16 protein-coding genes and 1 tRNA gene are annotated in these 18,235 nt (G+C 73.2%); 5 read left to right on the forward strand and 12 right to left on the reverse strand.

Annotation, left to right across the window (positions count from 1 at the left end):
* Positions 1 to 112 precede the first annotated feature (112 nt).
* The 6 genes from ABZW30_RS43575 to ABZW30_RS43600 form a co-directional block, all read right to left on the reverse strand.
* Positions 113 to 472, reverse strand: coding sequence for a nuclear transport factor 2 family protein (locus tag ABZW30_RS43575; protein WP_355676877.1), 360 nt, complete (start codon positions 470 to 472; stop codon positions 113 to 115).
* Between the two features lie 130 nt (positions 473 to 602).
* A complete protein-coding gene (locus ABZW30_RS43580; RefSeq protein WP_355676878.1) occupies positions 603 to 1,457 on the reverse strand; it encodes an SDR family NAD(P)-dependent oxidoreductase in 855 nt (284 codons plus the stop codon).
* A 1-nt stretch (position 1,458) separates the two neighbouring features.
* The gene (locus ABZW30_RS43585) at positions 1,459 to 2,043 is read right to left on the reverse strand and encodes a TetR/AcrR family transcriptional regulator (protein ID WP_355676879.1); all 585 of its coding nucleotides are present in this window, start codon (positions 2,041 to 2,043) and stop codon (positions 1,459 to 1,461) included.
* 131 nt (positions 2,044 to 2,174) lie between these two features.
* Entirely contained in the window at positions 2,175 to 2,810 is a 636-nt protein-coding gene (locus ABZW30_RS43590) for a hypothetical protein (RefSeq protein ID WP_355676880.1), read from the reverse strand.
* 335 nt (positions 2,811 to 3,145) lie between these two features.
* Positions 3,146 to 3,922 carry a MerR family transcriptional regulator gene (locus tag ABZW30_RS43595; protein ID WP_355676881.1) on the reverse strand — a complete coding sequence of 259 codons (777 nt, stop codon included), beginning with the start codon at positions 3,920 to 3,922 and terminating at the stop codon, positions 3,146 to 3,148.
* 165 nt (positions 3,923 to 4,087) lie between these two features.
* Positions 4,088 to 5,209, reverse strand: coding sequence for a serine hydrolase domain-containing protein (locus tag ABZW30_RS43600; protein ID WP_355676882.1), 1,122 nt, complete (start codon positions 5,207 to 5,209; stop codon positions 4,088 to 4,090).
* Between the two features lie 309 nt (positions 5,210 to 5,518).
* Between ABZW30_RS43600 and ABZW30_RS43605 the strand changes: the two genes are divergently transcribed.
* Together ABZW30_RS43605 and ABZW30_RS43610 are read left to right on the forward strand one after the other, a co-directional pair.
* Entirely contained in the window at positions 5,519 to 6,007 is a 489-nt protein-coding gene (locus ABZW30_RS43605) for a TetR family transcriptional regulator (RefSeq protein ID WP_355676892.1), read from the forward strand.
* A 547-nt stretch (positions 6,008 to 6,554) separates the two neighbouring features.
* Complete coding sequence (locus tag ABZW30_RS43610) at positions 6,555 to 6,992, forward strand: universal stress protein (protein WP_355676883.1); 438 nt, start codon at positions 6,555 to 6,557, stop codon at positions 6,990 to 6,992.
* 94 nt (positions 6,993 to 7,086) lie between these two features.
* Here ABZW30_RS43610 and ABZW30_RS43615 read toward each other — a convergent pair whose 3' ends face one another.
* From ABZW30_RS43615 to ABZW30_RS43635, 5 genes are all read right to left on the reverse strand, one after another.
* The gene (locus tag ABZW30_RS43615; protein ID WP_355676884.1) at positions 7,087 to 8,004 is read right to left on the reverse strand and encodes a carbohydrate ABC transporter permease; all 918 of its coding nucleotides are present in this window, start codon (positions 8,002 to 8,004) and stop codon (positions 7,087 to 7,089) included.
* On the reverse strand, positions 8,001 to 9,314 hold the full coding sequence (locus ABZW30_RS43620) for a sugar ABC transporter permease (RefSeq protein WP_355676885.1): 1,314 nt from the start codon (positions 9,312 to 9,314) through the stop codon (positions 8,001 to 8,003). The genes ABZW30_RS43615 and ABZW30_RS43620 overlap by 4 nt, the downstream gene beginning before the upstream one ends.
* A gap of 6 nt (positions 9,315 to 9,320) precedes the next feature.
* Positions 9,321 to 10,649, reverse strand: a complete 1,329-nt coding sequence (locus tag ABZW30_RS43625; protein WP_355676886.1) for an extracellular solute-binding protein — start codon at positions 10,647 to 10,649, stop codon at positions 9,321 to 9,323.
* A 92-nt stretch (positions 10,650 to 10,741) separates the two neighbouring features.
* Complete coding sequence (locus tag ABZW30_RS43630; protein ID WP_355676887.1) at positions 10,742 to 12,442, reverse strand: glycoside hydrolase family 13 protein; 1,701 nt, start codon at positions 12,440 to 12,442, stop codon at positions 10,742 to 10,744.
* A gap of 185 nt (positions 12,443 to 12,627) precedes the next feature.
* Positions 12,628 to 13,935 carry an ABC transporter substrate-binding protein gene (locus ABZW30_RS43635; protein WP_355676888.1) on the reverse strand — a complete coding sequence of 436 codons (1,308 nt, stop codon included), beginning with the start codon at positions 13,933 to 13,935 and terminating at the stop codon, positions 12,628 to 12,630.
* 144 nt (positions 13,936 to 14,079) lie between these two features.
* Between ABZW30_RS43635 and ABZW30_RS43640 the strand changes: the two genes are divergently transcribed.
* The 3 genes from ABZW30_RS43640 to ABZW30_RS43650 are packed head-to-tail and all read left to right on the forward strand — an operon-like array spanning position 14,080 to position 17,727.
* The gene (locus tag ABZW30_RS43640) at positions 14,080 to 14,583 is read left to right on the forward strand and encodes a PadR family transcriptional regulator (RefSeq protein WP_355676889.1); all 504 of its coding nucleotides are present in this window, start codon (positions 14,080 to 14,082) and stop codon (positions 14,581 to 14,583) included.
* Positions 14,580 to 15,344 carry an ABC transporter ATP-binding protein gene (locus ABZW30_RS43645; RefSeq protein WP_355676890.1) on the forward strand — a complete coding sequence of 255 codons (765 nt, stop codon included), beginning with the start codon at positions 14,580 to 14,582 and terminating at the stop codon, positions 15,342 to 15,344. Before ABZW30_RS43640 ends, ABZW30_RS43645 begins: the two co-directional genes overlap by 4 nt.
* Positions 15,345 to 15,348: 4 nt before the next feature.
* Entirely contained in the window at positions 15,349 to 17,727 is a 2,379-nt protein-coding gene (locus ABZW30_RS43650) for an FtsX-like permease family protein (protein WP_355676891.1), read from the forward strand.
* 125 nt (positions 17,728 to 17,852) lie between these two features.
* Here the strand turns inward: ABZW30_RS43650 and ABZW30_RS43655 are convergent.
* A tRNA-Glu gene (locus tag ABZW30_RS43655) sits at positions 17,853 to 17,921 on the reverse strand.
* Positions 17,922 to 18,235 lie beyond the last annotated feature (314 nt).

Genomic DNA, 18,235 nt, shown 5'->3' on the forward strand with positions numbered 1-18,235 from the left:
CCGCCCGGGTGCCCCCGGGCGGCCGGGGCGGCGGGGCGGCCCGGCCCGGGCCCCCCCCCGGGGCTGGCGCGGGGGGGCCGCCGGGCGCGCCCCCGGGGGCCGCCCGACCGGCTCACGCCTCCGGCCCGTACGCGCCGAAGCCGCGGCAGACCAGGCCGTCGCGGAAGGCGAGGACCTCGGCGACGGCCTGCCCGCGCTCGTCGCGGTAGTTGATGACGAGCGTGTCGACGGAGGCACGGACGTCCTCCACGGTGAAGTGCAGATCGGGCAGGTACTCCAGCCCCTTGGCCCAGTAGGCGCGAAGGGCGTCCTTGCCGCGCACCTCGCCGGCCGGGTCGCCGATGATCTCGACGATCCGTGGCGAGGCGAAGACGATGTCCTCGGTGAAGTGGGCGAGGATGCGCTCCAGGTCGTGCGAGTTCCAGGCGGCGGCCCAGTCCTGGGCGAAGCGGGTGGCGAAGTCGAGGTCCATGGCCCAGGACGGTACGACAACCGGCCCGCCCCCGCCCACGATTCCGGGATCCGGTCACCGACGACCGCCCTCACCCGGCCTCCGGTGCGGGCGGTGGGAAACCGGGCGCGAAGCCGAGCGGCGAGCGGCGTCAGCGGGCGGACGCGGCCGGTCGCGGCAGTGGGAAGCTGCGGCGCATCACCGCGTCGAACGCGGCGTCGGGCAGCAGCCGACGGGCCGTCATCACCACCCGGGAGAGCCCGCCGATGGCGTACCGGGCGCGCGGCCGCGCGGTGGTGGCGGCCCGCACGATGACCCGGGTGGCCGCCTCCGCCGGCACCGCGCCGTTGCGCCGGGTGAAGCTCTTGTGGGCGTACATGTCGGCGAGCTCGGCGCGGAAGGTGCCGTACGGGTCGCCGGGCGCCGGCGGTGCGGCCATGGTGTCCACCGCCGTGCCCGCGAACTCGGTGATGGTGGGGCCGGGCTGGACCACCACCACGTCGATGCCGAACGGCGCCACCTCCAGCCGCAGCGAGTCGCTGATCGCCTCCACGGCGTGCTTGCTGGCGTGGTAGAAGGCGCCGCCGGGCGGGGAGAAGCGGCCCGCCATCGAGGAGATGTTGACGATCCGGCCGCGTCCGGCGGAGCGCATGCCCGGCAGCACCAGCTGAGTCAGCCGGACCAGCCCGAACACGTTGGTGTCGAACTGCGCCCGCACCTCGGCCGGGTCCGCCGACTCGACGGGCTGGTGCAGCCCGTACGCGGCGTTGTTGATCAGCAGGTCGATCGGGCCCTCCCGCCGCTCGACCTCCCGGACGGCTGCGACCATCGAGGCCTCGTCCGTGACGTCCAGCGCGAGGGTGGCCATACCCTGGGCGGCCAGGTCGGCGATCACCTCGGGACGGCGCGCGGTGGCGTACACCCGGTGGCCGAGACCGTGCAGCGCCAGCGCGGTCTGCCGGCCCATTCCGGAGGAGCAGCCGGTGATCAGGACGGTCTTGGGCATCTCAGGAGTCCTTTGCGCTGAGGAGGGACCAGACGGCCTGCTCGGCCCGGTCGCGCTCGACGGGGGGAAGGTCGGTGACGGCGGCGGGCCGGATCGCCCGGAGCAGCCCCGCGAAGGCACCGAGCGCGAGCGCCACCAGGAACTGCGGCTCACCCTCGCGGATCGCCCCGGCCCGCTGGCCGCGCTCGATGAAGTCGGCTGCGATTCGGTCGAGTTCGGCCGCCAGGGCGCGGCTCTCCTCGTCCAGGAAGGTGTCGTGCTGCTGGTGCTCCAGGAAGACGAAGGCGGCCGGTCGACTGCCCGCGAAACCGGTGAACCCGGCCCAGAACTGTGCGAACTCCGCCCTGATCGACTCGGCGGGCGCCGCCGTGGCCTCGGCGAGGTGGGCCAACAGGTCACGCTTGGCGTCCTGGAAGGCGGCGTTGCCGAGCGCTTCCTTGCTGGGGAAGTACCGGTAGATGCTGCCCACCCCGACCCCCGCCCGCGCCGCCACGGCGGGCATCTGGGTGCCCTCGTAGGTGCGCTCGGCGAAGAGCGCGATCGCGGCGTCGAGGAGGAGCTGGGGGGTGTCGTGATGTCGAGGCACGGAATGAATATTCATTCCGAACGAGCGGCGATGTCAAGCGTGCCCGGATGGCCACGCCCGGTGGGCCCGTGATCGCGCAACGGGAGGACGGACGGCCCGGCAACCGCGACGGGGCGGCGCCGTCCGTCGGCTCAGTACCGCTGCGCCTGGGCCACTCTGGCGATCAGCGCCTTGTCCCGGTCGATCGGGCTGAAGGCGATCGGGGCGGCCTTCGCCCCCGAGCCGAGGGCATCGACCCCCAGGTAGGAGCTGTCCACCACCGTGCCGGTCTCGTCGAGGAACTCGACCTTGATCGCGTACGACGCCGTCGAGGCCGTGCTGTTCACCACCGTCACCAGTGCGGCGTTGAAGCCCGCGGCCTGGGCCTTGGGTAGACCGGTGAGCGTGACGTCCGACATCGCGTTGCCCGCACCCTCGGTCTTCGACAGGACCGCCTGCGCCTGGGCGCGGCCGGCGGCCACCTGGGCCGAGACGGACGCCTCGAACGAAGCAGCCGCCGACGACAGCGAGGCCATGGCCTGGGAGGCGGCGGCCGACGCCGACTCCAGCAACGAGGCCTTGGCCGAGGCGACCGAGGAGGGGAGCTCACCCGAGAACGAGCTAGCGTTCGGCGAGAACGGAGGCGACGGCGTGGTGGACGACGTCGTGCCCGACGAACCGCACCCGGCGGCGACCAGCACCGTACCGCCCAGCGCGACTGCGGCGAGACCGGCCCTTCGGCTCGACCGCCTCGACACCCGCTCCGGTCTGTCGAGGAAACGTGTCATGGCCCTCTGCCTCTGTCTCACGGCCGAACACCCAGCGGCCCGGTCCTGCTCGGTACCAGCCTCTGCCCCGACGCGCCGATCCCGCCAGCCGGCCTGCTGCGAACAGGTAACCACCCGGACACGTCGTTTGCCTTAGGACACCTTGTGTCCTTCACCGGGGGCGTGACGGTCGTCGGCGGCGACCGTCATCCGACTACGAGGGGCCGGCGGTGCCGGCCGCCGAAGTCACTAGCCTGCTCGCGCCCGGCCGGCAGCGTGCAGTACCGGAAGGCGTTGACGGGGTAGCGGGCACCGCAGATCCGCACCGGCGGCACCGACTGGCCGCAAGGCCTCCGTCATTGGCGTGGGATGGGTACGCCTGCGGAGCGGAGTCTGGCCTCGGTGAGCGCGGTCAGACGGGCTGAGACCGGAGCCTGGTCCCCGCGGTGGTTATTGATCAGCCGGTACTGGGTGGAGGCCTTGGTCCAGGCCCGCTGGCTGGTGGGGTCTCCCAGCAGCTCGGGGTTGGCGAGGTAGTGGTCGGCCATGGCGGTCGCGAGTTCTTCGATCCTCGGGTCGTCCGGTTCCCAGGTCTCGGCCTCCTGGCCACGCTTGGCCAGCTCGATGTACTCGGGGTCCTCCAGCCGGTGTTCGAGCTGGGTGAGGAAGCCGTCGAAGCCCTCCGGCACCAGCACCCGGGCCAGTACCAGGGCCTCGCGTTGCGCGGCCACGTAGTCGGGGCCGAAGCCGAGGCCGGGCATCCGGCCCAGGATCGTGCAGGCGCGCTCGGGCAGCAGGGCCCGGTCGCCGTCGGCGAGCCGGTGCAGCATGTCGAGGCGCGCGACCAGGTCCGCGATCCGTTCGGTGAGCTGCCGCGCGACGTCGGCGAGGGCATCGGCGAACTGGCCGGCGTCGGCGTCGAGCAGCGGCCCGATCTCGGCCAGCGGCACCCCGGCGGCGGCCAGCGTCCGGACCTGCACCAGCCGCAGCAGTTCCTCCGATCCGTACCGCCGGTAGCCGGAGGCGTCGCGCTGCGGCTCGTCGACCAGCCCATGCTGGTGGTAGTGCCGCACCGTCTTCACCGTGACGCCGACGAACGCCGCCGCCTGCCCGATCGTGACCCCGCTCGTCATCCGCTCAGCCTGCCTCGTGCTCGGGCTCGGCCACGACGCACAGCGCGGCCGAGCAGGTGGAGGGGCCGCGCCCGAGACCGACCGGCCCGGCGCGGCCCGGGTTCGCGTGCTGTCTGACGCACGACCGGAAGGGGCCGGCCCCCGAAGCGTACGGGCTTTGGGCGTTCAGCCCGTCGGCAGCGCCGGATCGGCCTGCCCGCCGCCGAACACCTCGCCGACGAGCCGCTGTTGGGCGGTCTGGAATACCGGTGCTACGGACATGTCGGCGTCGTCCACGTAGGTCAGCCCGGCGGTCAGGGTGGTGCGGCCATCGGGCGTGCTGTACATCAGCGCGGCCGAGCCTATGGTGGCGCCGTTGTGGTGGAAGACGGTGCCGCCGCCCGGGCCCAGGTCCTGTGCGAACACCCCCAGGCCGTAGCCGATCGTCGCCTCCGGGGTACGCATCTCGGCCAGCAGTCCGGCCGGCAGGAGCCTGCCGCCCATCAGCGCGGAGAAGTACGTGTGCAGGTCCCGAGTGGTCGAGATCATGTCGCCGCCGGCCGCAACCCAGGAGGGGTTGTGGCGGGTGACATCGACCGTCTTCTCCTGCCCGGCGTCCTCGTAGCGGTAGTAGCCGTGGTTGTGGGGCTCGGGGATCTCCGGCGAGGTGCCCGGCGCCACGGTGCCGGTCATCCCCAGCGGCCCCAGGATCAGTCGCTGCAGCTCCTCGGCGAACGACCGGCCGGTGACGCTCTCGATCACCAGCCGGGCCAGCACGTAGTTGGTGTTGGAGTAGCTCCAGCCCGCCCCCGGCGCGAACCGCGCCGGCTTGGACAACGACAGCCGCACCAGTTCCTCGGGCAGGTAGGCGTGGAATCGCTTGTCCACCCACTCCTTGCCCCGCCAGGGGACCCCAAGCGCGACCGTCCCGTCCTCGTAGAGCTCGCCGGTGTGGCTGAAGATCCCGCTGGTGTGCTGCAGCAGCATCCGCACCGTGATCCGCCGGTCCAGCCTGAACCCGGGCAGGTGGTCACCGGCCGGGGTGTCCAGGCCGATCCTGCCCTCGGCCACCAGCATGAGCACCGCGGTCGCGATGAAGTTCTTGGTGCTGCTGCCGATGCGGAAGTGCCCGTCGGTCAGTGGCTTCGCGCTCTGGCCCAGCTCGCGCGTCCCGGCGCTGCCGACCCACTCGCCTTGCTCGTCGTTCACCCGCAGTTGCACCCCGAGAAGACCGGACTCGACGATCTCCTCGATCGCCTTCTGCAGCTCCGGGCGATCCTGCTCCTGACCGGGAAGGGTGATGGACATGTTGCTCCTTCGGATCTGGTGTGCCCGCGTCGGCGTCGGGCCGTTGCGACGAGCCTCCACCCTGACCCAAGGTCAACCTCAACTGTGTTCCGGCTCACAGCGTGACGGCGGCCGGGGTGTTTCACTCTTGATCTGTGGTGTCTGGATCGCGCAGGGGCCGCAGGCCCCCGGGCCGCCCCGGCCAGCCCCCTCGCCGTCCCCCTCGTGCCCCCGGCACGGGGGGACGGCGCGGTCGGGCCGATAAACTCGCCCCCCGTGAGGGCTGATGCTGCGCGGAACATCGAAGCGGTACTGACCACGGGGGCGCGGATGCTCGCCGCGGACCCGGCCGCGAGCATCGCGAGCATCGCCGCCGAGGCGGGGGTGGACAGGCGGACCGTCTACCGGCGCTTCGCCTCGCGTGAGGACCTCCTCGCGGCGATCTACGCCGCACGTCTGGAGGCCGTCGAACAGGCCATCGCCGACGCCCGCCTGCGCGAGGCCCCCGTGGCCGTGGCCTTGCACCGCTACGTGGAGAACATCATCGAGGTCAACCGGACCTGGCCGGTGGACCTGGCCCGGATGCTCGCCGATGACGAGTCCCGCAAGCGCCGCGACGCCTCGGTCGCCGAAGTCGACGTCTTCCTCCGGCGCGCCACCGGCGAAGGCCTGCTGCGCGCCGACCTCCCCCCGGGTTGGGCCGCCGCCCTGCTCCCCCAGCTCATGCACCTGGTGGTGCGTCAGACGCCTGACCTGCCGACCGGCCCGGCGGCGGACCTGGTCGTCGCCACCCTCCTGCGGGGCATCGCCCCCGCGTGACGGGGTGTGATCGGACGAACACCCGCGTGTCGGCCGATCACGGACACGACGGGAGTGCGGATCACGGCTGGTCCTCCGAGCGTGGTGACGACCCTCGGCGACATGCGGTGACCGCTCCGGCGTCGGGTGGGCGGCGCCTGGTGGGATCGGTCGTATGACTGAATGCGGCCGAGTGCAGCCGCCCGCTCGGCTCGGGGACCGTGACGAACGCGGCCCGCACCCCTCGGGCGGGCGCGGGCCGCGGTGATGAGGGGCCGGGTCGGCCCCGGGAGGCGGGGCCGCAGCGGAAGTTCGCGGCGTCGGCGGGGTCGCCGTGGCCCTGGTAACCCTGGCCGAAGCGGCAGCGCCCGAGCTGTGAGCCGCGCACCGCACCGGCCCCGGCCCGCGCCGAGGCAGGAGCCGGCGCGGGCTTCGGGGTCGTTCAGCGGGGTGGTCACCGGGGGCCGGGACCTGCCGCCGCCGTCACCCGGCTGCCGGGCCGTACTGGCGGTGGTGTCGAGCGGCCCGCACCGTGGTGGGAGGGGCGACGACCGACAGGACGGTACAGATGAACGCGAACGACTCCGGTCCCCGCGTCGTGGTCGGCGTCGACGGCTCGCCGTCGTCGCACGCCGCGCTGCGCTGGGCGGTCCGGCATGCCGAGCTGATCGGCGGGGTCGTGGACGCGGTGGGCGCGTGGGAGCCGCCGAGCCACTTCGGCTGGTCGGCGCCGGTGGTCGACACCGCCTTCGACCGGGAGCTGGCCGAGCGGCGGTTCGCCGATGAACTCCACACCGTGCTCGGCGAGGACCAACCGGTCCAGGTCCGGCGGTCGTTGGTCATGGGCGACCCCTCCGACGTCCTCCTGGACGCGTCACAGGGCGCCGAGGTCCTGGTGGTGGGCACCCACGGCCACGGCGGTTTCACCCGGGCGCTGCTCGGCTCGGTGAGCACGCGCTGCGCGCAGCACGCCGACTGCCCGGTGGTCATCGTCCGCGCGCAGTGACGCGACGAAGGGGTCCGTCTGCCCGTGCCCGTCCCGCCCGGGGAGCCGAGCGCGGGCGGCACCGGCCCGGCGCCCGGCGCCGCCCTGGCGGTCTTCACTTCACGGACCCCGCCATCGCGCCCTGGACGAAGAACCGCTGGAAACACAGGAACACCACCACGGGGACCAGGAGCGACAGGAACGCGCCGGGGGCGAGGATGTCCATGTTGCTGCCGAACTGCCGCATCTGGGACTGCAGGTAGACGGTCAGCGGCTGCGAGTCGTTGCCGGCGAAGATCAGCGCGACCAACATGTCGTTCCAGACCCAGAGGAACTGGAAGATGCACAGCGAGGCGACGGCCGGCGCGGCCAGCGGCAGGGCGAGGGTGCGGAAGATCCGCCACTCCCCGCAGCCGTCCATTCGCGCCGCCTCCAGGAGCTCCGCCGGGATCTCCAGGAACTGGTTGCGCATCAGGAAGACGGCGAACGGCAGCCCGTAGCCGACGTGGAACAGCACCACACCGGGGATGGTGCCGAACAGCCCGACGGCGCCTTCGAGTTTGGCGACCGGAATGAGGCCGACCTGCACCGGCACGACCAGCAGCCCGACCACGCCGAGGAAGACGGCGTCGCGGCCCGGGAAGCGCATCCACGCGAAGGCGTACCCGGCGCCTGCGGCGAGGGCGACGGTCAGCAGGGTCGCCGGGACGCTGATGAGCACGGTGTTCCACAGCGCCTTGGGGACGTCGCCGCCGCCGAGCAGCGCGGTGTAGTTCTGCAGGGTCAGCTGGGCGGGGTCGGTCAGCGCCGTCCACCAGCCGCCGGTCGCGGCGGACTGCTTGTGCCGCAGGGAGGAGACCAGCAGGCCGACGGTGGGCATCAGCCAGGCCACGGCGGCGACGATCAGTACGGCCTGGACGACGCCGCTGCGGGTGAGGGCGGCGAGTCGGGTCGTGAGCGGCACGGCGGGCCGGCCGGTCGGTCCGGGGGCGGTGGTGGTCGGGGCGGCCGGAGCCGCTTGGGTGGTGGTCATGCGCGGCTCCCTCGGAAGCGTCGGACGTTGAGGAGCATCACCGGGACGACCAGGAGGAGCAGCAGGACGCTGAGCGCGCTGCCGAGGCCCTGGTCGTTGCCGCCGCCGAAGGAGACCAGGTAGAGCCGGAGCGCGAGGACGCCGGCGTCCTGCTGTACCGGTCCGGGCGCGATGATGTACACGAGGTCGAAGATCTTCATCACGTTGATGACCATCGTGATGAACACGACGCCGAGGACCGGGGCGAGTTGGGGCACGGTGATGCGGCGGAAGATCTGCCATTCGGTCGCGCCGTCGATCCGGGCCGCTTCGATGGTCTCGCGGGGCAGGTTGGCGAGGCCGCCGGCGATGATGACCATGGCGAAGCCGGCCCAGATCCAGATGTAGGCGCCGATGACGGCGGGGGTGACGAAGGTGGGCCCGAGCCAGTCGACGCCGCGGTAGGGGGCGGCGAAGTCGGCGGCCGGCAGGACCACCGAGGTGGTGGCGGACGGGGCGGCGGAGAACCGGAAGGTTCCGTCGTCGGCCGTGGTCGTGGTGGCGACCGTCCGGTCACCGTCCCGGAGTTGGACCTTGATCCCGGGCAGGCCCTTCTTCCCGGTGTCCAGCCGGCCGGGGTGGCCGCCGCCGCCCGGGACGAAGTCCAGGAACACCGTGCCGCTGACCCCGTCGCCGTCGGCCGGCTGCTGGGCCGGGCGGGCGGTGGCCGGGAGCGAGCCGGGCTGCACGCCGACCAGTGGCAGCAGCACGACGCGGGTGGTGGCCGCCGCCTTGACGTCGCCGCCCTCGGCTCGGTCGAGGCCGGTTCCGGGGCGCGGCCGGGCGCCCGGGTAGGAGGGCTCGTCGGTGAAGGTGTCATGGACCGCCACCGCGGCGGCGTTGAGCACACCGCGGTGCGGGTCCGCGTCGTAGACCGTGCGGAAGATGATTCCGGCGGCGAGGAAGGAGATCGCCATCGGCATGAAGACGAGCAGCTTGAACGCGGTGGCCCAGCGGACCTTCTCGGTGAGCACCGCGAACACCAGGCCGATCGCGGTCACCAGTGCCGGGGCGACGGCGACCCAGATCGCGTTGTTGCGCACGGCGGTGAGGGTTGCGTGGTCGGTGAAGGCGGTGCCGTAGTTGTCGAGCCCGACGAAGTGGCGCCCGGAGGCGTCGAAGAGGCTGCGGGCGACCGAGTAGCCGATGGGGTAGACGACGAGGGCGCCGAGCAGCAGCAGGGCGGGCAGGACGAGGAGCAGGGCGAGGCCCCGGTGGCGCCGGAGCGCGCCACCGGATGCCCGGTCCCTGCGAGGTGAGCGCAGAGACATGGTGGATCAGCCCTTGTACGCCTTGGCCGCGTCGGCTTCGAGCTTGGCCGCGGCGCCCTGGACGTCGGAGGGGTTGGCGAGGAAGTCCTGGAGGTCCTTCCACTCGCCCTGGCCCGCGGTGCCGCCGAACGCGGCGGGGGCCTGGTCCGACATGTCGAAGCGGAACGCGTCGCCGGCGTCGATCACCGACTTGGCGAACTGCCGGGTGGTGTCGTCGGGGTAGACGGACGGGTCGACGGCCTTGTTGGGCGAGATGAAGCCGCCGGCCTTGGCCCAGACGGCCGCGGCCTCGGGTCCGGCCAGGAACTCGACGAACTTCTGCGCGGCCTCGGGGTGCTTGGCACCCTTGAGGACGACCGCCGCGTCGCCCGCGCCCATCACGGGGGCCTTGCCGCCGTCCACGGCGGGGAAGGGGAACACCTTGGCGTCGGTGCCGACCTGCTTCTTCAGCTCGGAGGTGATGACACCGCCGACGAAGTCGCCCTCGTAGGTCATGGCGGCCTTGGGCTGGGCCCCGAAGACCTGCTGGACGGAGGTGGGGAAGTCGGTCTGCAGCGCGCCCTGTCCGCCACCCGCGACGAGCTGCTGGTCACCGAAGACCTTGCCGAGGGTGGTGAGGGCCTTGATCACGGACGGATCGGTCCACGGGATCTCGTGTCGGGTGAGCTTGTCGTAGAGCTCGGGCCCGGCCTGGGAGAGGTAGACGTTCTCGAACCAGTCGGTGAGGGTCCAGCCGGCCTGGCCGCCGATCGTGAAGGCCGGGGTGCCCGAGTCGGAGAGCGTCCGGCCGGCCTTGAGCAGGTCGTCGAAGGTGGCCGGGGGCTGGACGCCGGCGTTCTGGAAGGCGGTGGGGTTGTACCAGACGGTCGACTTGTCGGCGGCCTTGAAGTAGAGGCCGTACTGTGCGCCGTTGACGGTGCCGAGGCTGGACCAGATGCCGGCGTAGTTCTTCTTCGCGGCGTCGGTGACGGCGGGTGAGAGCGGCGCCAGCCAGCCCTTGTCGGCGAACTGCTTGATCACGCCGGGCTGGGCGACCATGACGACGTCCATCGGGTCGCCGCCCTCGATCTTGCTGCCGACCACGGTGGAGAGGTTGTCACCGGTGGAGGTGTAGCTGACGGTGGCGCCGGTCTTGGCGGTGAAGGCGTCCAGCACCTTCTTGAAGTTCTCCTGCTCGGTGCCGCTCCAGACGGCGGCGACGGTCAGGCTCTGGCCCTTGAGCTCCTGGGTGGCGGAGCCTGCGGCGGTGCCACCGCCGCCGCTGCCGCAGGCGGTCGCGGTGGCGGCGAGGACGACGGAGGCGGCCAGGGTGGGGAGGGTGTTGCGGAGTCTCATCGTCGAGGCTTCCTTACGTGGGGTGGGTGGGATTCACCGAGGTGGGATACAGGGAGGCGGGTTTCACGGAGGCGGAACCAACGGGCATTCCGTCAGATCCGGCTGACGGAGGTGGGGTTGATCCACCAAGCGGCGGTGGCCGGCGGCAGGACGCCGTCACCGCACGGGCCGCTGGCCAGCAGCGGCGGGCCGGGGACCGGGGCCGGCGCGGGGGCGTCGCCGAAGTTGACGGCGCACACCAGGCCCTCGCCGCGGACGAACGCGAGCACCCCGGGCGGGGTCTCCAGCCACCGCAGCGTGCCCTCGCCGAGCTGGGGGAGTTCCCGGCGCAACTGCAGGGCGGTGCGGTACAGGTGGAACACGGATCCGGCGTCGGCCCGCTGCCGCTCTGCGGTGTGGGCGGCGAACGCGGCCGGCTGCGGGAGCCAGGGCGCGGCCGGGGCGTCCGGCGGGCTGAAGCCGAACGGCGCCTCGGCGCCCGACCAGGGCAGCGGTATCCGGCAGCCGTCGCGGATTCCGGCCCTGCTGCCGGTCCGGCGGAAAATCGGGTCGGTGATCAACTCGTCGGGCAGGTCAAGGACTTCGGGCAGCCCGAGCTCCTCGCCCTGGTAGATGTAGGCGGCTCCGGGCAGGGCCAGCATCAGCAGGGCTGCCGCCGCGGCCCGGGCGGGGCCGAGGGCCCGGTCCTCCCCCGCGAAGCGGCTCACCGTGCGGATCTGGTCGTGGTTGTTGAGCACCCAGGTGACCGTCGATCCGGTGGCGGTGATGTCCCGCACCGCGTCGTCGATGACCCGGTGGAAGTGCGCGAGGCCCCACGGTGCGTGCAACAGGTGGAAGAAGAAGGCCTGGTGCAGTTCGTCGGGGCGCACGTACAGCGCCTGCTCCGCGGGGGTGGGCACGGAGGCCTCGCCGACCAGCAGCCGCTCGCGGCCGTCGCGGGCGGTGTACTCCTCGCAGATCGCGCGCCACCGGCGCCAGACCCCGTGCACCTCCGGCTGGTTCCAGGCCAGCGGGTTGACGGAGTCACGGGTGCGCTCGTCCGCGTCCGGATCGGGCGAGTCCGGCAGCTCGGGGTGCTTGTACAGGCCGGCCGCCACGTCGATCCGAAACCCGTCCACGCCGCGGTCCAGCCAGAACCGCAGGACCTCCTCGAAGTGGGCGGCGACGTCGGGATTGCGCCAGTTGAAGTCGGGCTGCTCCGGGGTGAACAGGTGGAGGTACCACTGACCGGGCCGGCCGTCGGCCTCGACGACCCTGGTCCAGGCCGGGCCACCGAACATGGCCCGCCAGTTGTTGGGCGGCAGCTCGCCGTCCGCACCGCGGCCGTCGGCGAAGTGGAACCGTGCCCGTTCGGGGCTGTCCGGGCCGTTGGCCAGCGCCTTCTGGAACCACGGGTGCTCACTGGAGCAGTGGTTGGGCACGACGTCGAGGACGAGCTTGAGGCCGAGCAGTCGGCAGTCCGTCACCAGGCGGTCGAACTCGGCGAGGTCTCCGTAGACCGGGTCGACGGCGCAGTGGTCGGCGATGTCGTAGCCGTGGTCGTGCTGGGGCGAGGCGTAGAACGGGTTGAGCCAGACGCCGTCGGCGCCCAGCTGACGCACGTGGTGCAGCTGTTCGCGGACGCCGGCGAGGTCACCGACGCCGTCGCCGTCGGTGTCGCGGAAGCTGCGCACGTAGATCTGGTAGATCACCGCGTCGCGCCACCAGGCACGGGCGGCGGGGGCGGCGGGGGCGTGGGACCGAGCGCGCGGAAGGGTGACCGCGTCGCCGTCGGGGACGGTGGGGGTGGGCATCTCGCTACTCCAACGGTTATGCATTCGCGTTAGGTATAGCAGGCAGAGACGGCCGCTGTTAAGCCCTTGTTTGGCAAGGTTTCTCAGGGGTGACGAACAGGAAAGCCCGTTCCGGTATAGATGCGCGTTAGGTACTCACAGGTAGGCGCGTCACAAGCAGCGGGAACACCCCCGCCGACGCCGGCTCAGCCGACGATGGCGCGCAGGTCGGTGGCCAGCCTGGGCAGCGCCGCGTCGGTGGTCCGACGGCCCGACACCACCTCGAACGCCGTCTCGCTGAACGCAAGACTCAACTGCTGGTACTGCGGCACGCCCGGGCGCGCCCCGGCCGCCAGGATCGCCGTGCGCAGCACGGGCAGGTACGGGAACCGGGCGGTCAGCTCCGGATCCGTGTAGAGATCCGCCCACACCGGCGGCAGTCCCCCGTCGGTCAGCACCCGGGACTGTGCCCGGCGGCTCGTCAGGTAGCCGATCAGCGCCCGCGCGGTGCGCTGGTGTCGGGAGAACCGGCTGACCGCCAGCCCCGATCCGCCGAGCACGCCGCTGCCCGGTCCGTGCGGGCCGGGCAGCGGCACCACACCGAACCGCCCCGCCACCGGTGAACCGGCCGCACCGACCGCGTGGTAGACGTACGGCCAGTTCCGCAGGAAGAGCAGGCCGCCCCGGCCGAACGCCTCGCGGGACTCCTCCTCGCGGTAACCGAGCACCTCGGCGGGGATCCAGCCGTCGCGCACCCCGTCGGCCAGGAACTCCAGCCCGGCGCGGGCCTGCGGGCTGTCGACCACCACCGAGCCGTCGCCGGACAGCAGATCCCCGCCGGCCGAGCGGATGGCCTCCAGCGCGTTGACGGCGAGGCCCTCGTACGGGCTCAGCTGGCCCGCGTACCCGGACAGCCCGTGCGCGGGGGCCAGCGTCCTCGCCTGCCGCGCCAGTTCGGCCCACGTCGTGGGCGGTGGCTCACCGGCGGCGGCCAACACGTCGCTGCGGTAGTACAGCAGGGCGGCGTTGGCGACGAACGGCACCGCGTACAGCCGCCCGTCGTAGCGGCCGGTGCGGACGACCGGCGGCAGGAAGCCGTCCAGCGCGAAGTCCGACTCGTCCAGCGGCACGGTCCAGCGCCGGGCCGCGAACTCGGCCGTCCACACCACGTCGAGGTTGAGCACGTCGAACCGGCTGCCGCCGGCCGACAGCTCCCCGGCGAGCTGGGCGTGCACCTCGTCCGCCGCCTCCGGCAGCTCGACCAGCTCGGCCGGCTGGTCCGGGTGCTCGGCGTTCCAGTCGGCCAGCAGCCCGCGCAGGTAGCGCGTGGTGTCCCGGCCGGTGGCCAGGGTGACCGGCCCGACGCCCTCGGGGTCGCCCGCCGCTCGGGTGCGACCGGCCAGGCCGTACCACGCGGACGCGCCGCCGACCGCGAGCACCGCCGCCCCGCCCACCAGCGCGCGCGTCACGCGCCGGCGGCCCGGGTCGGGCCCGGTGGGCGGCGGGTCTTCCATGGAGCTCCTTCGCTTCGCCGACGCGGGTGGGCGCCGACGCACGTCCCTTTATACGGCCTCCCTGCTCAGCGGCGCCCACCTGCCCGTACTGTGTGACCGAGGTGTAACCAGCGACTTCGATCGGACAGGAAGAGGTGACGCCCGGTGCGCCATCAGCTGCTGGCGCTGCTGGCCCGGCAGCCCGCCTACGGGTACGAGCTCAAGCAGGGGCTTGAGCAGACCTTCGGCGCGGCGTACCCTCAGCCGAACATCGGCCAGATCTACGTGACCCTGAGCCGACTGGAGAAGTCCGGCCTGATCCGCGGCACCGAGGTGACGCAGGAGGGCAGGCCGGACAAGAAGGTCTACGAGATCACGGAGAAGGGCACCGAGGAACTCGCCGGCTGGTTCGAGGCACCCACCGAGGGGCCCAGGGTCAGGGACGAGTTCTTCATGAAGCTCATCCTGGCCGAAGGCACCGACCTCGCCGACCAGCTGACGCTGATCAACAACCAGCGCCGGCACTGCATCAACATGATGCGCGGACTCAACAAGGTGGCCGCCACCGAGCGCGGAAACCGGACCTCGCTGCTGCTGATCGAGGGCGCGGTCCTGCACCTGCAGGCCGACCTCGACTGGCTGGAGCGTTGCCAGGAGGAGCTGACATGACCGGCGCGGAGCCGATACCGCCGCTGCTGGCCGCCGACGCCCTGGTGCGCTCGCACCTGAGCGGCTCGACCCTGATACCCGCGGTCCGCGGCATCAGCCTGCGCATCGACCGGGGCGAGTTCGTCGCCGTCACCGGCCCCTCGGGTGCCGGCAAGTCCACCCTGCTCCACCTCCTCGGCGGTCTGCTGCGGCCCGACGCGGGCGAGCTGAGGCTCGACGGCCGCCGGGTCGACCGGCTCGGGGAGGCCGCCTGGGCCCGGCTGCGCCGCCGTCACTACGGCATCGTCTTCCAGAGCGGCAATCTGCTCTCGGACTTCTCCGTCGCCGACAACATCGAACTGACCGCGGTGCTCGCGGGCGTGTCCGGCCGCACCGCCCGCGAACGCCGCCAGGAACTCCTGGCGGACCTCGGCCTCTCCGACAAGGCCACCGCCGGTCCCGGGGAACTCTCCGGCGGCGAGCGCCAGCGGGTCGCCCTGGCCCGCGCGCTGGTGAACCGGCCGCAACTGCTCCTCGCCGACGAACCGACCGGGAGCCTCGACAGCCGCAGCACCCGTGACGTCCTCGCCCTGCTCAGCCGCTACCACGAGCAGGGCACCACCATCGTGCTGGTCACCCACGACGCCCGGGCGGCGAGCACCGCCGACCGGGTCGTCAGCCTCTTCGACGGCCGGATCGCCGACGACGCCCGCGTGGAGGAGCCTCCCGCCGCGTGGCGCAGCGCGAACGGGGTCCGCGACGTCATCGACTTCGGCGGGTGACGGGGTGCGCGCCCTCCTCCGCTGGATCCGCGCCGATCTGCGCTCGCACCGCGTCCACGCCCTGCTGATCGTCCTCGCCACCGGCGGCACCGCGGCCGCCCTCCTGCTCGCCGGCGCCCTGCTCGGCGCCGCCGCCGACCCGTGGCAGCGTCAGTTCCGGGAGGCCGGATCGCCCGACATCAGGATCGACCTGCGCCCTCCCGCGGCCGCCGCGAGCGGGACCGACGAACCGTCCACCGCCGTGCTCGCCCGCGAACCCGGCGTCCTCGCGGTCTCACCGCCCCAGCACACGGCCGAGACCACGCTGGTCGGCCGCCGCGCCGACGGGGCCGCCGGGCCCACGGGCGCGGCGGACCGCGCCGACCGCACCACGCTCGTCCTGCGCGGCGACACCCCGGGTGCGGCCCGGCCGCTGTTGCGCTCCGGTGCCTGGCTCGATCCCGCCGACGTCCACGGCATCGTGCTCGAACAGTCCGCCGCCGACGCCGCCTGGGCCCGCCCCGGGGACCGCCTGACCGTCCTCGACGGCCACGGCGCCCCCGTCGAACTGCGGGTCCTCGGTATCGCGGACAGCCCCGACCAGCTGCCCAGCCAGGCCGCGGGCTACGACCTCGGCTGGACCCTCCCCGCCACCCTCGACCTGGTACAGCCGGACCGGGCCGCACAGGGCCTCACCGTCGGGCTTCGCCTGACCCACCCCTCCGACGCGGGGTACACGGCCCAGCGGGCGGTCAGCGTCCTGGGCGCCGACCGGGTGTCCCGGATCACCACCTGGCTGGACGCGCGGGCCGCGCGGCAACAGGACAACCGGCTGGCCGGCCTGCTGCTCGGACTCAGCGGACTGGCCGCGCTGCTGTCCGCCGCCCTCGCGGTGGCCGGCGCGGCCGGCGGGCGGATCCGGGCCAGGACCGGCGACATCGCCCTGCTCAAGGCGCTCGGCTTCACCGCGGGCCAGGTCGCCTGGATGTTCATCGTCGAACAGCTCCTGCTGGCCGGCGCCGGTGTCCTGCTCGGTGTCGGCGGCGCGGCGATCGCCGTGCACGCCGTCCCGGCGCTCGGCGGCGGGACCGACGCGCTGCACCGGCTCGCCCCCGGAGGTACCGCGGCCACCGGTGCCGTCATGGCCGCGGCACTCGTGGCCGTCGGGGCCGCCGCCGCCCTGCCCGCCCTGCGCGCCGCCCGGGTCGCCCCGGTCCCCCCGACGGACGGCACCAGGCCGACGGCCATGACGGCCCGGCCGGTCCGTCTCGGCCCGCTCCGACGGCTGCCGCCGAGCCTCGTGTTCGGACTCGGCAGCGTCCTGCGCCGCCGCTCGGGCCTGGTTGTGAGCGCCGTCCGGCTGACCGTCCCGGTGGTCGCCGCCACCCTGGCGCTGAGCACCTGGGCGACGCTCGACGCCGTCACCCGGCCCGACGGCGGGGTCACGGCCCCGTCCGTCACGGCCCGCCGGACCGCCCCCGAACAGACCCCCGACGACGCTCGGCTCGCCGACGCCCTGGCCGCCGACCCCGCCGTGCGGGGCGTCTACCCGGGCACCGAAATGCAGGCCCTCGCGCCCGGCCAGTCCGCGACGCTCACCCTGCGGGCCGTCGGCACCACCGAAGCGCCGTACCCGTACACCGTCGTCGAGGGCCGGGAGATCCGCGCGACCGACGAGGCGGTCGCCGGACAGGGCGCCCTCGACCTGCTCGGCGCCCGGGTCGGCCAGTGGGTCCGGCTCACCACCGGCGGCACCCCGCGCATCCTGCACATCGTCGGGCGCGAGCTCCAACCGGAGCACGGCGGTCGCGTCCTGTCCACCGGCTTCGACACCCTCGACCGGCCCGGCGACCCCACCCACCCCGGCTTCTGGCGGCTGACCCTGCGCCCCGGCCACGACCCCGCCGAGGTCCAGCGCGACCTTCCCGCCCGCGCCGGCCTCGCCGGACAGGTGGAGCTCCGCCTCCCCGCAGGCCCGGTCACCAGGCCGGACGCCCTGCGGGCCAGCGTGGTCGGACTCCTGGTCGTGCTCGCCCTCATCTGCCTGGTCGAGCTGCTCACCACGGCCGCGGCCGGCTTCCACGAGCGCCGCCGAGACCTGGGACTGCTTCGGGCGATCGGCCTGACCCCGGGCCAGTCCGCCGTCGTGATGGCCGTGCGCGGGACGGCCATCGCCCTGCCCACGGTCGCCGTCGGCTCGGCCGCCGGCATCCCGCTCGTCCGGTGGCTCATCGACCGGCAGGGCGAGCAGGGCGGCATCGGTGCGGGCATCGCCCGCGCCCCCTCCGTCTGGACGCTCCTCGTGGTGGCCGCCGCGGGCGCCGTGGCAGCGGCCGCGTTCTCCGCGCTGCCGGTGCTGCGCGTGCCCCCTCCCACCCGGACTCCGGACGGGGCCGGCCGGTAGACGTGGGTGGCCCCGCGCTCGATGCCCGACATCGCCTCGGTCCACAGCTGCGACGTGCCGCCTGGGGAAGCACCGGAAAACCGCAGGGGCGGAAGTCGAAAACGACTTCCGCCCCTGCGAGTCGGAGCGCCGGGCCCGAATCGAACGAACCCCTCCCACTGAAAGTGGGCGTGCTACCGCTGCACCACCGACGCCTGGTCCTGCAGGTCTTCGATCACGTCCGTGATCTCGTCCTGCTGACGAGGAATGAAGTTACCAGCAGATGATCGGAAGAGAAAAATCGCGCGAGCGGGTGCCGCGGCACCCGGAGCACGGAACGAGTGGACGCAGCGACAAGGAACTGTCGACGCAGCGCCAACACGGCCGGGCCGCAGCCTGACATCCTGCCGGAGGAACACGACGGCGCCCACGCCGCCGTCCCCCTCCGCGGGGGGGGGGGGCGCGGGGGGGGGGCGGGGGGGCGGGCGGGGGCTAGCACCGCAGAGGAAGACAAACGCGATTGGGTATT

The sequence above is a fragment of the Kitasatospora sp. NPDC004669 genome (assembly GCF_040609455.1).
Lineage (GTDB): Bacteria > Actinomycetota > Actinomycetes > Streptomycetales > Streptomycetaceae > Kitasatospora.